The organism is Rhodococcus sp. PAE-6 (assembly GCF_025290685.1).
Classification (GTDB): domain Bacteria; phylum Actinomycetota; class Actinomycetes; order Mycobacteriales; family Mycobacteriaceae; genus Rhodococcus; species Rhodococcus pyridinivorans.
Genome location: NZ_JAOCLZ010000001.1, coordinates 892,097 through 906,201, shown reverse-complemented (window position 1 = coordinate 906,201; position 14,105 = coordinate 892,097). Strand labels below are relative to the sequence as shown.

At 68.1% G+C, this 14,105-nt stretch carries 11 protein-coding genes, 1 tRNA gene and 2 pseudogenes; 6 read left to right on the top strand and 8 right to left on the bottom strand.

Translation table 11 applies throughout. From position 1 onward, the window contains the following. Positions 1 to 37 precede the first annotated feature (37 nt). Entirely contained in the window at positions 38 to 859 is an 822-nt protein-coding gene (locus NVV99_RS04185; RefSeq protein WP_024100536.1) for an acyl-CoA thioesterase II, read from the bottom strand. A 135-nt stretch (positions 860 to 994) separates the two neighbouring features. Here NVV99_RS04185 and NVV99_RS04180 point away from each other — a divergent pair. Next, positions 995 to 1,335 (top strand): annotated as a pseudogene (locus tag NVV99_RS04180) (helix-turn-helix domain-containing protein). A 39-nt stretch (positions 1,336 to 1,374) separates the two neighbouring features. Here the strand turns inward: NVV99_RS04180 and NVV99_RS04175 are convergent. Together NVV99_RS04175 and NVV99_RS04170 are read right to left on the bottom strand one after the other, a co-directional pair. Next, a complete protein-coding gene (locus tag NVV99_RS04175; protein WP_024100537.1) occupies positions 1,375 to 2,208 on the bottom strand; it encodes an alpha/beta fold hydrolase in 834 nt (277 codons plus the stop codon). A gap of 78 nt (positions 2,209 to 2,286) precedes the next feature. Then, positions 2,287 to 2,940, bottom strand: coding sequence for a TetR family transcriptional regulator (locus NVV99_RS04170; protein WP_024100538.1), 654 nt, complete (start codon positions 2,938 to 2,940; stop codon positions 2,287 to 2,289). A 154-nt stretch (positions 2,941 to 3,094) separates the two neighbouring features. On the opposite strand from NVV99_RS04170, the gene NVV99_RS04165 reads away from it, so the two are divergent. The 4 genes from NVV99_RS04165 (at position 3,095) to NVV99_RS04150 (ending at position 6,107) form a co-directional block, all read left to right on the top strand. After that, entirely contained in the window at positions 3,095 to 4,213 is a 1,119-nt protein-coding gene (locus tag NVV99_RS04165; RefSeq protein WP_024100539.1) for a ferredoxin reductase, read from the top strand. A 42-nt stretch (positions 4,214 to 4,255) separates the two neighbouring features. Then, positions 4,256 to 5,512 (top strand): acyl-CoA desaturase, encoded by a 1,257-nt coding sequence (locus NVV99_RS04160; protein WP_024100540.1) that lies wholly within the window; start codon positions 4,256 to 4,258, stop codon positions 5,510 to 5,512. Further along, a complete protein-coding gene (locus NVV99_RS04155) occupies positions 5,490 to 5,732 on the top strand; it encodes a hypothetical protein (RefSeq protein ID WP_006554382.1) in 243 nt (80 codons plus the stop codon). The genes NVV99_RS04160 and NVV99_RS04155 overlap by 23 nt, the downstream gene beginning before the upstream one ends. A gap of 162 nt (positions 5,733 to 5,894) precedes the next feature. Then, on the top strand, positions 5,895 to 6,107 hold the full coding sequence (locus tag NVV99_RS04150; RefSeq protein WP_175427934.1) for a hypothetical protein: 213 nt from the start codon (positions 5,895 to 5,897) through the stop codon (positions 6,105 to 6,107). Between the two features lie 22 nt (positions 6,108 to 6,129). On the opposite strand, the gene NVV99_RS04145 is transcribed toward NVV99_RS04150, so the two are convergent. The 5 genes and pseudogenes from NVV99_RS04145 to selD all read right to left on the bottom strand — a co-directional run bounded on the left by NVV99_RS04145 (position 6,130) and on the right by selD (position 13,952). Continuing rightward, entirely contained in the window at positions 6,130 to 7,434 is a 1,305-nt protein-coding gene (locus NVV99_RS04145) for an OFA family MFS transporter (protein ID WP_024100542.1), read from the bottom strand. Between the two features lie 33 nt (positions 7,435 to 7,467). Beyond that, positions 7,468 to 8,487 (bottom strand): NrfD/PsrC family molybdoenzyme membrane anchor subunit, encoded by a 1,020-nt coding sequence (nrfD, locus tag NVV99_RS04140; RefSeq protein WP_041803300.1) that lies wholly within the window; start codon positions 8,485 to 8,487, stop codon positions 7,468 to 7,470. After that, positions 8,487 to 9,398: a 4Fe-4S dicluster domain-containing protein gene (locus tag NVV99_RS04135; protein ID WP_024100544.1), complete on the bottom strand. Its 912-nt coding sequence runs from the start codon at positions 9,396 to 9,398 to the stop codon at positions 8,487 to 8,489. The genes nrfD and NVV99_RS04135 overlap by 1 nt, the downstream gene beginning before the upstream one ends. Before the next feature lie 188 nt (positions 9,399 to 9,586). Continuing rightward, positions 9,587 to 12,820, bottom strand: a pseudogene (gene fdh / locus NVV99_RS04130) (formate dehydrogenase); the annotation flags it as partial. A gap of 109 nt (positions 12,821 to 12,929) precedes the next feature. Continuing rightward, the gene (selD, locus tag NVV99_RS04125) at positions 12,930 to 13,952 is read right to left on the bottom strand and encodes a selenide, water dikinase SelD (RefSeq protein ID WP_024100547.1); all 1,023 of its coding nucleotides are present in this window, start codon (positions 13,950 to 13,952) and stop codon (positions 12,930 to 12,932) included. A 58-nt stretch (positions 13,953 to 14,010) separates the two neighbouring features. Here selD and NVV99_RS04120 point away from each other — a divergent pair. Continuing rightward, positions 14,011 to 14,105 (top strand) — tRNA-Sec (locus tag NVV99_RS04120).

Here is a 14,105-nt window from a genome sequence, read left to right as displayed (position 1 = left end):
CCGACCGGTCGGGTCGATCGAATACCGACCGTCCCGCTCATGCCTTGAAGTAGACGATCTGGTGCGAGGTCGCGAGCAGAACGCCGTCGCGACCCCACAGTTGTGCGCTCTGGTCGAAGAAGCCCTGTTCGAACCGATTCGCACGTGCGGTCGCGAGCACGGGGCTGTCGGATTGCGCGGCAACGGTCTCCGGGTCCGCGTAGAAGTAGACGGTCATCGAGACCGTGCCGGCCGGCAGCACCCGACCCAGACGCAGGAATGCCCGGGGGTAGAAGATGTCGCACATCGCGGTGAGCGAGGCGAAGTCGAGCGGGCGCGACGGGACGTCGCGGACCCACAGCGTCGACGTGGAGTCGGCGACCTCCGCGCTGCCCTCCTCGGGAACGACTCCTGCGGTGTACCGCATCTCGTAGTTGCGTGCCCACGCGATGAAGTCGGGCAGCGGTGTCGGCTCGAGCGAGTCGGGTGCCGGGGCGGCCGGCGCCTGCAGTTCGGTCGACGACCAGGTGGGGCGACGGAGACCGAAGACGGCCGTTGCGGTGGTGGCGACCTCGCCGCCCTGCGACAGTTCGATCGACCAGTGCTGGGTGGTCCGGTTCGTGCGCACCGGGCGCACCGCGATGTCGAACGGTCCGTCGGCGATGGGGCCGGCGTAGTTGACCGTCAGGGACAGCGGCATGCCGAGGACGTCCGGGTGTCGTTCGACCGCGCGGAGGAGAGTCGCGGCGGTGATACCGCCGAACGGGCCGACCATGTTCGCGTAGGCGGGGTGCGTGTGCCCTTCGGTGCGATCGTCCCGGACCTCGAACAGGTCGACGGCAGCGTCGAAGACGTGAGTGGTCACCGAGACGTCGGTCATGGCAGGGTCTCCTCGGAAGATGGTGTCGCGCAGGATCGGATCCGTACGACAACATACACAGAGTATGGGGGACAACCACCACTGCCGGAGGAACGGGTGATCGCTGCAGAACGGCGGGACGGACCGCGCGCGGCGATGATCGCCGGCGCGATCGCGCTGATGAGCGAACGAGGTGTCGCGGCCACGTCGTTCCGGGACGTGCTCGAGAACAGCGGGGCGCCGCGCGGCTCGATCTACCACCACTTTCCCGGCGGTAAGGCGCAACTCGTCGAAGAGACGACGGACCGGGCGGCCACCCGGATCGAGCGGTCGCTGACGGCCGACGGCGTCGGTGCAGAGCGTGCCGGTCGTTGGCGAGCCTGGTCATCGCCGCCCTGGAGGGCGCGCTGGTCGCGGCCCCGGCGCAACGCAGTCCGGCTCCGCTCGATGCGGTCGTCGCCGAACTCGAGGTGCTGCTCGCCCCGGTGGTGGGCTGACCGAAGCTGCAGCGGCCGGAAGCCACGGTCGGTGGACTCTCAGCCGTTCCGTCGCCGCGAGATTGCGTTCGCGATCTCGGCCGGCGCTTCCTCCGGAATCCAGTGCGAGACGTCGGGCAGGACCACGAAGTCGTACTCGGCGTCGACGAATTCGCCGCAGCGTTCGGCGCCGGCGCGGCCGATCGCGATGTCGGCGGTGCTCCAGATGTAGGTCGTCGGGACGCGCACCGGGGGAGTCGAATCGAGATCCCGCGTCATGGCGCGATACCAGTTCAGGGCGGCGGTGAGAGCGCCCGGCGCGGACAGGGCGGAGACGTAGTGGTCGACCGAGTCGTGGTCGACTGCGGAGGTGAACATCGCCCGCAGGCGCCGCGCGTCGTCGGCGAGGAGCAAGGTCTCCGCCTTGCCTTCCTCGCGGAAGAGACCGATGTAGGAGGAGCGTTCGCGCTGGTCGGCGTCCTCCCGCAACGCCCAGCCGTAGGCGGCGAGGTGGGGGACCGAGACCGCGGTCAACGCCGAGACGCGGTCGGGATTGTGGGCGGCGAAGTACCACGCCACAGCAGCGCCCCAGTCGTGTCCGACGAGGTGGACGCGATCGAGCCCGAACTCGTCGAGCAGGCCGAGGACATCACCGGCGAGCGCCGGCACCGCGTAGTGCTCGACGCCGTTCGGCCGGGCACCGGGGGAGTACCCGCGCTGGTCGGGGGCGATCACGCGGAAACCGCGCTCGACGAGCAGGCGCGCCACCGGCGTCCAGCTGCGTGATGTCTCGGGGAAGCCGTGCAGGAGCACGACGGGTGGGCCGTCCCTCGGACCCGCCACGCGCACGTCGAAGGTCAGGTCGTCGTAGGTGGCGGGTTCGGTCGATGCCATGGGAACCACGTTACGGAAGAGGAGTGTCTGCGACAGGATTTCCTGGCCACCTCGACGAACCGGCGTCGCGCCGACCCGTCACCGGTCGTTCGACGTCCGTCGCGGCCGCAACGCCGCCGCGCCCAGCAGGATCAGACGCATCTGTTTCTCCGCGCGCGTGACCACCTCCGATTCCTGCGCACTGCCGGGACGTTCGACGGCGAGCAGGTCGAGGACGAAATCGAGCATCGCGGTGACCAGCAGATCGGCGGCCATCTCGAGATCGTCGAACTCCCAGTCCTCGAGGCCCGGGGAGCGGCCCAGGTCGGCGGCGAGCTCGCTGGTCAGCAGGCGCAGTTCGACGGAGATCGCGGCGGCGACCTCGGGAACGCCACCGTGGCGTTCGCGTGCCAGGAACCGGAAAGCCGCCTTGTGTGCCCGTACCTGTTGGACCAGCACGTCGAGCGATTGCCGCGCACCTGCCGGACCGGGCGTGCGACGCGCGTCGCGCAGCAGGCGCCGAAGTACCCGCATCGTGTCCGCCGCAAGGGTGACGCCGAGTTCGTCCATGGACGAGAAGTGCCGGTAGAACGCGGTGGGCACGATACCCGCGTGACGGGCCACCTCCCTCAGACTCAGCCCGCCGAGTCCCCGCTCGGCGGACAGGTCGAGGGCGGCGTCGAGAAGCGCCTGACGTGTGCGTTCCTTGCGTTCGGCGCGTGTGGTCGGCGGAGGTGCGGAAGCGGTGGACACCCCCTGAGTCTAGGCATGACGTTCCCAGCGGTGTCCGTACATCTGTGTCAGCAGTCACATCGGGGTTGACAGGCGGGTGTGTCCGGCTGTCACACTGATTTCAGTGCACATTCGTTCACTGAGTACGCAGAGGTCTACCGAAAGGCGGACAGATATGATCGTGCGCGCCCGTCCGACGCCCGTCCGGCGCTCGGGTTCGTTGCGAAAATTGCTGGTAGAGGCACTCGGAGTGCTGTCCTACCCGCATCACCCGGACCGCTACCTGGAACTCGCCGACCCGCTTCTCGTCACGTCGGCGAACTATGCCCGGATTACAGATGTGGACCGAAGCGCCACCGACTCGCTCACGATCACGGTGCGCCCAGCGCGGCCGTGCCGACCCCTACCCGGGCAGTACGTGACCGTGTCGGTGCGTGTCGACGGTGTGCGGCATACGCGCTGCTACTCGCCGACGCTCGTCGAAGCGGAGTCGAAGCGCCGGCCCGACCTGCGGTTCACCATCGGCAGGCATCCCGAGGGTACCGTCTCACGCCACCTCCACGACCGAGCGCAGGTCGGAGACGTCATCGAACTCGGTTCTCCCGCAGGCGAGTTCGTGCTGCCGAGCCCACGCCCCCGACGTCTGCTGTTCGTCGCCGCGGGCTCCGGGCTGACTCCCGTGCTGTCGATGCTGTCCGGTCTCGTCGCCGAGGGGTACGACGGGTGCGCGGTGCTGCTCTACTACACCCGCACCCCCGGGCATGTTCCGCGCCGCGCCGAACTCGACGCTCTTGCCGACCGACCCAACATCGAGATCGTCCACGCGCACACCCGCTCCGACGACGGGCTGCTGCAGGGTCGGTTCGACCGCAGCCACCTCGCGGCGGTCGCACCCTGGTACGCCGACACGCCCACCTTCGTGTGTGGTCCGGCGGAGATGGTCGCGGGCATCCGCGAGGTCTACGCCGAACAGGGCGCCGAGACGATGGTGAACACCGAGGAATTCGTCCTCGCACCACCGGTCGTGTCGACGGACGATGCCGGCGGCGAGATCTCCTTCGCCGAATCCGGCGTGGTTGCCCAGAACATCGGGTCGACGCTGCTCGAACAGGCCGAAGCGGCCGGTCTCACGCCCGAACACGGATGCCGCATGGGCATCTGCCACAGCTGCACCGCCGTCCGGCTGTCGGGGTGCACGCGCGACGTGCGTACCGGCGACGTCGATTCGGAACCGGGCCGCCGAATCCAGATCTGTGTCAACGCCCCGGTCGGCGACGTCGCCGTCGAACTCTGAACCGGCCGTCCGGCGACACCGCCGAAATCATTGGAGGACATCATGTTCGGATTGTCCCTACCCACCGTTCCCTTCCTGCCCTCCCTGTCCGGCCGCAGCTCTTCGGTCGAGAACGAACCGCTCGTCCTCGACCACGACAGTGTCGAGGAGATCGGCCGCGAACTCGACGCACTGCGGGAGCAGACGCTCGCATCCCTCGGTGACGAGGACCGTGAGTATCTCTACCGGATCATCAGGGCGCAGCGCGGATTCGAGATCGCCGGTCGCGGTCTGCTCTTCGTCGGATTCCTCCCGCCCGCATGGGTCGCCGGTGTCGCGGCGCTGAGCGTGTCGAAGATCCTCGACAACATGGAGATCGGGCACAACGTCATGCACGGTCAATACGACTGGATGCGCGAGCCGTCGCTGAATTCCCGTGTCTTCGAATGGGACACGGTGTGCCCGTCGGACCAGTGGCGGCACTCGCACAACTACGTGCACCACACCTACACCAACATCCTCGGCCAGGACCGCGACATAGGATACGGGATTCTGCGCATGGACCCGGCCCAGAAGTGGCATCCCTACTATCTCGGCAACCCGGTCTACGCGACCGCCCTCATGCTGCTGTTCGAGTGGGGCGTGATGATGCACGACGCGGAGGTCGACCGGATCGTCGCCGGGAAACGCTCGTGGCGCGACGTGATCCCGATCGCGAAAGGCTGGTGGCGCAAGGCGCGCCGTCAGGTGATCAAGGACTACATCGCCTTCCCGCTGCTGAGCGGACCGATGTTCTTCCCGACGCTGCTCGGCAACGCGACCGCCAATCTGGTGCGCAACGTGTGGGCGTACTCGATCATCTTCTGCGGCCACTTCCCGTCCGGCGTGCAGTCCTTCACGGAGGAGGAGACCGCCGAGGAGACCCGTGGTGAGTGGTACGTCCGGCAGATGCTGGGCAGCGCGAACATCACCGGGTCGCCGTTGTTCCACATCATGTCGGGCAACCTGTCGCACCAGATCGAGCACCACCTGTTCCCCGACCTGCCGGCGCACCGCTATCCGGAGCTCGCGCCGAAGGTCAGGGAACTGTGCGAGAAGCACGGACTTCCGTACAACACCGGTGGCTTCACCGCCCAGGTGACGTCGGTGTGGAAGAAGATCTTCACGCTTGCTCTCCCTCCCGGCTGGTTCGCGCCCGAATTCGAGTCGCGGGTGATCGTCGAACGTCACCGCTCCACCGATCGCCCGCTCGACGATGCGGGTACCCTCGCGGACGACACGATCGAGGGGGTCGAACATGGTGGGAAGATTCGAGCGTAACAAGGACACGATCCAGGAGGTCACCGAGTCGGCGGCCACCCACGTCGGCGCGATCGCGGGGATCATCACCGGAGCGGTCCGCGACGTCACCCGCGAGATCGGTGAGTTGATCACCGACGCGATCGAGATGCGCGAGGCCGCCCGCGCCGCGCGCGACGACGAGGAACGCGGAGAAGGGCCGGCGACGTCGGATCGTCGCTCGGCCCCTCCCGCGGAGTAGCGGATCGGAAGGGCGGATCGAGTTCCTACCGCGCGGGGACGCTCGAGGTGGTGCGGGGTGACGAACCCGGCCACCACGCCGCCCACCTGACCTGCCTGTTCCAGCTGGCGATGGCGCAGACCTACAACGGACGACGCGACGACGCCCTGAAGGCGTGTGCTCGTGTCGTCGAGATGGCGGGCCAGCACGGCGAGCGGTCGGAACAAGGCCTCTGCGCTGTGGGTCTCGGGGCTCGCCCATTTCCATCTCGGGCGCCTCGGCTCTGCAGTCGACGCGGCGAACGGTGCCCTGGAACGGATCCTCGACACACTCGGCGTGCACTCCCGCACGCAGGTCGTCTCGTGGTTGCACACCCACGAAGCGCCCCGAGTGTGAGCGAGCAGGGCGGCGCTCCGGATCAGGACCGGGCCGAGGCCGACTCCCGGCGTGCCGCGGGTACCTTCGTGATCATCGTGAGCACGACCGATACGAGCGCGATGATGCCGATGGTGGTGTAGGCGAGGGTATAGGCCTTGTCGTCGCCGAGGAGCGTAGACGCGATGATCGGGCCGATGATGCCGCCGATGCTCCACCCGATGAGCATCAGGCCGTAGATGGCGCCGGCGTTGCGGACCCCGAAGAAGTCGCCGGCGGTGGCGGGCATGGTGCCGAATGCGCCGCCGTAGCAGAGATAGATGATCGCGGCCAGGACCGAGAACAGCACCACGCCGGTGGCATGCGGCAGCACGATCAGGCACACGCCCTGCAGCACGAGCAGTGCGGTGAAGGTCTTCATCCGGCCGATATGGTCGGAGATCGCCGCCCACACGATCCGGCCGGCGCCGTTGAAGATCGCGAGCATGCCCACGAGTGCCGCCGCGCCGGAGGTGCTGAAACCGGCGATGTCGGACGCACTCGGCTTCGCCTGCGAGATCAGGGAGATGCCGGCGGTCACGCACAGGGTGAGGATGGCGGTCAGGAGGTACCACTGGGGCGTGCGGAGGGCCTCGTTCTGGGTGTACTCCTTGCCGCGGTCCGCTCCGCTGCCGTCGCGGCCGACGGGGTCGAAGCCCGGCACGGTGTACCCCTCGGGCGGGTTGCGGAAGAGTGCCGCACCGGCCAGCGACATCACGAGGTAGGCGATACCCAAAGGCAGGAAGGCGCTCGTGGGGTCGTCCGGATTCCGGTCGATGAGCCACTGCGCGACCGGCGAGGTGAGCACGGCGCCGAACCCGAAACCGCCCACAGCGAGTCCGGTGATGAGACCGGTCTTGTCGGGGAACCACTTCTGCAGCATGGCGATCGGGACGATGTACGCGAAGCCCAGCCCGAAACCGCTGATGATGCCGTACCCGAGGATGAGCAGCCAGTAGTCCTCGGCTCCGTCGGTGAAGGAGGCGAGGAGGATGCCGAGCGCATAGATGATGCCGCCGATCAACGCGACGACTCGGGGACCTTTCAGATCCTGCAGTCGGCCACCGAGATAGGTGCCGATGAAGATCATGCCGATGGTCACGGTGAACGGCAGTGAGGCCCGGACCGTGCTCAGTTGCCAGGAGTCGGCGCTCTCGAGGGCTCCGCCGAAGACCGACCACGCGTAGACCGCGCCGATCGAGAACTGCAGCAACAGACCCCCGGCCACGAGGAGCCAGCGGAAGCTGCCCGGAGGCTGAGCCGTCGCGGCGTCGCCGTGTGGTTCGCGCGTAGGCTTGCCGGAGTCCATGCGTTCTCCTTCGTCCTGCCCGCGAGCCGGATCTCAGCTGCGGTAACGAACGGGTTCCCCGCGATCGACTCGTTCACGCTGGGGAACGACGGTGTACTTGGGATCCTTCGCCGACGCGATGCCGGCCTCGTAGACGCCGAGTCGCGTGCACAGCGAACCGGCCATGAGAGCGGCACCGGACACTGCCGATACCACGCGATTGCGGCGGCCGGCGAGTGCGCCGAGCGCGCCGGCCACCGTCAATGCCTTGCTGGCCCTCATCATTCGCCCGGGGCGGCCCTGGTGGAGCGTCTCGGCCGACAGGCCCATCGACTTCTCCATCTGCTGCTCGGTCGCGAGTTCGACGAGCGCACCGCCGACGGCGAAGGCGCGTGCCGGCCCGGCCTCGGCGACCGGCGCACCCAGCAGTCCGAGACCACCCGATGCGGCCGCTGCCGACCCACAGAACACGAAGGGGATTTCCTTGAAGGCGGAGTGCCAGGCTGGGGTTGCGGTGTCGGACAACAGGACTCCGGTATAGGCGGCGACCGGCGGTGCCGTCAGTGCACCCACGATCCCGGCGGGCCGGCCGAGGGCGAGCAGCAGGCGCACCGGCCCGCGCTTCCACCGGGCGGGGAGCATCGCGGCGATCTCCGCGACCGCCGCGACGCCCGCGAACGGACCGTGCAGCGACAGGATCCACGTACCGACCGACATCGGGGAGGTCGGTTTGGCGACTCGCAGCATGTTGAGGAAGCGGCTCGGTTTGCCGAGATCGTGAACCAGCGCACCGACACTGACGAGCAGCGATGTGAGCGAACCGAATCGGGCGACGCGACGCAGGGCGGGCCGCCCCGTGAGATCGGCACCCGCGGCGAGCAGCGAGCTGCCCGCGGCCACGCCGCCGGTGAACAGATAGATCGCGATGTCGTGTTCCCACGGGGCCGGCTTCACGATCTGGCGTCCGTAATAGGACTCGAAGTCGGCCTCCGGCACCATCACCCGGTCGCCGCCGCGACCACCTCCGGACCGGCGGGGGTTGCCCGGGCTGCCGCCGTGCTGCACCTGGGTCATCAGCGCCTCCTCAGGAACGACGCGGCGGCGCCCGCCAGCATCGCGACCGCTGCCACTGCGGCGCGGGTCCACATCTCCGGCAGGTCCTTTGTCGTCACCACCGGATCCGGCGGCAGGCCGTAGACCTCCGGTTCGTCGAGGAGCAGGAAGAAGGCGCCGGTCCCGCCGACCCCGTCCTCGGGATCGTTGCCGTAGAGTCGTGCCTCGCTCACGCCGCGCTCGTGCAGGGCGGCCAGTCGTTCCTCGGCGCGAGCGCGCAGTTCCTCGACGTCGCCGTACTGGATCGACTCCGTGGGGCACGCCTGCGCGCAGGACGGGGTCTGGCCGTCGGTGAGCCGGTCGTAACAGAGCGTGCACTTCTGGGCGATACCGACCTTCGGGTCGCCCTCTGGACCCTTGCGACGGTCGATGACGCCGTACGGGCACGCAGCGACGCAGTATCCGCAGCCGTTGCAGATGTCGTCCTGCACGACCACCGTGCCGAACTCGCTGCGGAACAGCGACCCGGTCGGGCACACGTCGAGGCACGCCGCGTGGGTGCAGTGCTTGCACACGTCCGAGGACATCAACCAGCGGAAGTCCGGCTTCTCCTCCTCCGGAAGCTCCGTCGGGGTCGCGCCGACGGTCGGCATCCCCAGCGAGACCGGCGGTTTCGACTCCGCAGGGCGCTCGATGAAGGCGACGTGCCGCCACTGATTGGCGTTGAGCGAATGACTGTTGTCGTACGAGGTGCCGAGCATCGCGAAGGCGTTCTCGGGGACATCGTTCCACTCCTTGCAGGCCACCTCGCAGGCCTTGCACCCGATGCACACACTGGTGTCGGTGAAGAAGCCCTTGCGAGCCGGCGGATCCTCGTACCCGGCATCGGGTGCCGGGTCGATCGGTCCGAAGAAGCTGTTGGGACCCGTCACTCGTCCTCCTCCAGGGCACGTGGGTCGTCCGAGGCCTCCGGGGCACGTGGGTCGTCCGAGGCCTCCGGGGCACGTGGGTCGTCCGAGGTCTCCGGGGCACGTGGGTCGTCCGAGGCCTCCGGGGCACGTGGGTCGTCCGAGGCCGTATCGCCGTCCGGGACCGTCACGATGGGTGGGTACACGTGATCGGTTACCCCGGCCCGCCGCGCATATCCCTCGACGTACTCCCGCAGTGCCGCTCCGGACGGTCGGCGTCCTGCCCGGACGTCGCACGTACCGACCTTGGTCTCCTGGATGAGCACGTTGGGGTCCAACGTGATTCCGAACAGATCGTTGGTCGAGTCGCCGGTCACCATGCCGCCGCTGCCCCAGTGATAGGGCATCCACACCTGGTGGACGGTCCGTCCCTCCACCTTCAGCGGACGCAACCGTTCGGTCACCAGGACCCGGCCCTCGATCGCAGAGCGGGCGGTGACGACGTGGCACCAGCCCATGTGCTCGAGTCCGCGTTCGGCCGCCAGGGCGGGGGAGACCTCCACGAACATCTCCGGTTGCAGTTCGGCGAGATGTTCGAGATAGCGGCTCATGCCGCCGGCGGTGTGGTGCTCGGTGAGACGACTCGTCGTGAACACGAAGGGGAACACGTCGCTGTGTTCTTCCGGCGGTGAGGGGTTCATCGGATTGTCGTCACGCCGGTACTCCATGCGCGTCGGGTTGGCCTGCTGCGCGTAGAGCGGATTGCGGAACGGCGACTCCACCGGTTCGTAGTGCGTCGGCATCGGACCGTCGACGAGCCCCTGGGGGGCGTAGAGGGCACCCTTGCCGTCGCCCTGCATGATGAACGGATCGATCCCTTCGAGCGCCTCGACACCGTCGGCGCCGTCGGGGGAGCGGTAGCTCGGCGGCTTCGTCTTCTCGAAGTCCGGCACGTCCGCACCCGTCCACTGCTGTGCGTCCTCGTCCCACCACACGTAGGCCTTGCGTTCGCTCCACGGCCTGCCCTCGGGGTCGGCGGATGCCCGGTTGTACAGGATGCGGCGGTTCATCGGCCACGCCCAGCCCCACTCGGGAGCCACGAACGACTGCTCGTGCCGGGACTTACGCCGGTTGGCCTGGTTGACGCCGTCGGCGTAGACCCCGGTGTAGATCCAGCAGCCACCGAGGGTGGAGCCGTCGTTCTTCATCTCGGTGAACGACGACAGTGGCCGACGGGTCGCGACGTCGTAGCCGTTGATCTCCATGAGCACTGCGTCGGCACTCGGCTCGTCGTACTCGCCGTGCACGGGGTAGTCCCATGCCAGGTCGAGCAGCGGACGGTCGCGCTCGTCGGTCGACTCGGCCAGACGCTCCCGCATCATGCGGCCGAGGTGGTAGAAGAACCACAGTTCCGAGCGGCAGTCCTCGGGCGGCTCGACGGCCTTCTCCCGCCACTGCAGCATCCGCTGGGTCTGCGTGAAGGTGCCTTCCTTCTCGGCGTAGGAGGCCGCCGGGAAGAGGAACACCTCGGTGGCGCACTCCTCGGTCACGATCTCACCGGTCTCGATCTCCGGGGAGTCCTTCCAGAAGTTGGCGCTCTCGATCTCGAACAGGTCGCGCACCACGAGCCAGTCGAGGTTCGCCATCCCGAGCCGCTGCGCGCGCCCGTGGGCGGAGCCGACGGCCGGGTTCTGCCCGAGGAGGAAGTAGCCCTTGACCTTTCCATCGATCATGTCGAGCACCGAACGGTAGGTGCCGTGGTCGCCGGTGATCTTCGGCATGTAGTCGAAGCAGTAGTCGTTGTCGGCGGTCGCCGCGTCGCCCCAGTATGCCTTGAGCAGGTTCACCGCGTAGGCGTCGGCCTTCGACCAGAAACCCTTGCTGCCCGGGTTGCGCACGCTGTCGACCCAGTCCGTGAACGAGTGGTGCTTGTTCGCGTCGGGCATCGGCAGGTAGCCGGGCAGCAGGTTGAACAGCGTCGGGATGTCGGTCGAGCCCTGGATGCTGGCATGACCGCGCAGCGCCATGATGCCTCCGCCGGGGCGGCCCATGTTGCCGAGCAGCAGCTGCAGGATCGCGCCGGTGCGAATGTACTGCACACCGACACTGTGCTGGGTCCAGCCCACGCTGTAGACGAGCGCCGTCGTCCGCTCCCGACCGGAGTTCTCGGTCCACGCGCGGCAGACGTCGAGGAAGTCCTCCTGCGAGACGCCGCACACCTGCTCGACCACCTCGGGGGTGTAGCGGGCGAAGTGCCGCTTGAGCACCTGGTAGACGCACCGCGGGTGCTGTAGGGTCTCGTCGCGCCTCGGGTGGCTCGCCGTCTGCATGCCGTGCGACTCGTTCTGCAGGCCCGCGGCCGTGTCCCGATGCTCGGCGTGCTCGTCGGAGCCGTTGGCCTGCGACTTGTGCAGGTCGCCGGATTCGTCCTCCACGTCGTACTGCCAGCTCGTCGGATCGTAGGTCCGCTTCTCGGGGTCGAAGCCCGAGAAGAGCCCGTCGAGATCGTCGGTGTCCTCGAACTTGTCGCTGACGAGCACCGCGGCGTTCGTGTAGTTGACGACGTACTCGCGGAAGTCCAGCCCGTTGCTCAGGATGTAGTTGACGATGCCGCCGAGGAAGGCGATGTCGCTGCCGACCCGGATCGGGACGTGCTTGTCCGCCACCGCGCTGGTACGGGTGAAGCGCGGGTCGATGTGGATGACGCGGGCACCGCGTTTCTGGGCCTCCACGACCCACTGGAAGCCCACCGGGTGGGCTTCGGCCATGTTGGAACCCTGGATGATGATGCAGTCAGCGTTGGCCAGGTCGGCTGTGTAGCCGGTGGCGCCGCCGCGCCCGAAGCTGGTCCCCAGACCGGGGACGGTGGCGGAGTGTCATATGCGGGCCTGGTTCTCGATCTGGACCGCCCCCATCGCTGTGAACAGCTTCTTGATGAGGTAGTTCTCTTCGTTGTCCAGCGTGGCACCGCCGAGGCTGGCGATACCCATCGTGCGCCGGACACGGTGGCCCTTGTCGTCGAATTCCTGCCAGGTCTCGCGGCGGGTCTTCAGCACGCGGTCGACGACCATCTCCATGGCCGTGTCGAGATCGAGGTCTTCCCATTCGGTGCCGTAGGGCCGGCGGTAGCGGACCCGGGTCTCGCGTAGCTCGCTGGTGACGAGGTTCTTGCTCGCCGAGCCCTTGGGGCACAGGCGCCCGCGGTTCACGGGGCTGTCGGAATCGCCTTCGATCTGGACGACCTTTTCGTCCTTGACGAAGATCTTCTGTCCGCATCCGACAGCGCAGTAGGGGCACACGCTGCGGGCGACACGATCGGCGGTGGAGGTGCGCGGTTCGATCTCCTCGGTACGACGGGACCGTGCGGCCTTGCCGCGTCCGAGCAGGTCCTTACCGAGGAACTGGCGCAGGACGGGCCAGGGGAGGGACGTGTCTTTCTCCGCCATCGGTGCTCCTTTCCTGCGCTCTCGTTCCGAAGTTACCGTCTGCCCGCGCTTCGTGCCGGTTAATCCGGATCCCGTGCAGGTGTGTCGGCATGTCCGGCGGTCGTCGGGGTCAGCGCACCCGGATCGCGTGTTCGCCCGCGGGGACCACCTCCCCGATGACCGGATGGCCGGGGAGCTCCCCGACGACCAGGAGACCGCCGGACGTCTGAGCGTCGGCGAGCAGGAGTAGTTCGTCGTCGTCCACCTCGGAGTCGACCTGCTCGCGGACCCAATCGAGATTGCGACGGCTCCCGCCGGGCACGAATCCCTCCGCGAGCGACTCGCGCGCTCCCGCGACGTACGGCACGGCCGCGGAGTCGATCACGGCGGTCGTGCCGCTGGCCCGCATCATCTTCATCAGATGGCCGAGCAGACCGAAACCGGTGACGTCGGTGGCGGCGCGGACACCGGCCTCGTGCGCAAGTTGTGCCGCCTCGCGGTTGAGTGTCGTCATCACCGCGACCGCTTCCTCGAAACGCTCGCCGGTGGCCTTGTGACGGTTGTTCAGGATGCCGAGACCGAGCGGCTTGGTGAGAGTCAGCGGCAGGCCGGGCGTGGCAGCGTCGTTGCGCAGCAGGCGATCCGGATCGCCCAGACCGGTGACCGCCAGTCCGTACTTCGGCTCCCGGTCGTCGATGCTGTGCCCGCCGGCGAGATGGGCACCCGCCTCGGCGCACGCGTCGGCGCCGCCGCGCATGACTTCGGCGGCGAGTTCGAACGGGATGAGCTCGCGCGGCCAGCCCAGGAGGTTGACCGCGATGATCGGCGTGCCACCCATCGCGTAGACGTCGGACATGGCGTTGGTGGCGGCGATCCGTCCCCAGTCGTAGGCGTCGTCGACTACCGGGGTGAAGAAGTCGGCCGTCACGATGACGGCCCGGCCGCTCCCGTCGGGCGCCGGATCGATCCGGACCGCGGCTCCGTCGTCGCCGTTCTCCACACCCACCAACAGTTCGCCGGAGGCCCGTCCACCCTGCAGACCGCCGAGCACCCGCTCGAGTTCACCCGGCGGAACCTTGCATGCGCACCCGCCGCCGGCGGCGTACTGGGTGAGTCGGATGGCGCCCTCGGGAAAGTCGACGTGTGCGGTCATGAACCCAAACATACGGGCGAGTCGTAACCGAGGGCCCGACTTCGGTTAGGGTGAGCGCGGAGGTGGTTCTCGTCTGGTGACGGTCGCGGTCTTCAAAACCGTTGTGGCCCAGTATCTGGGCTGGGCGGGTTCGATTCCCGTCCGCCTCCGCCA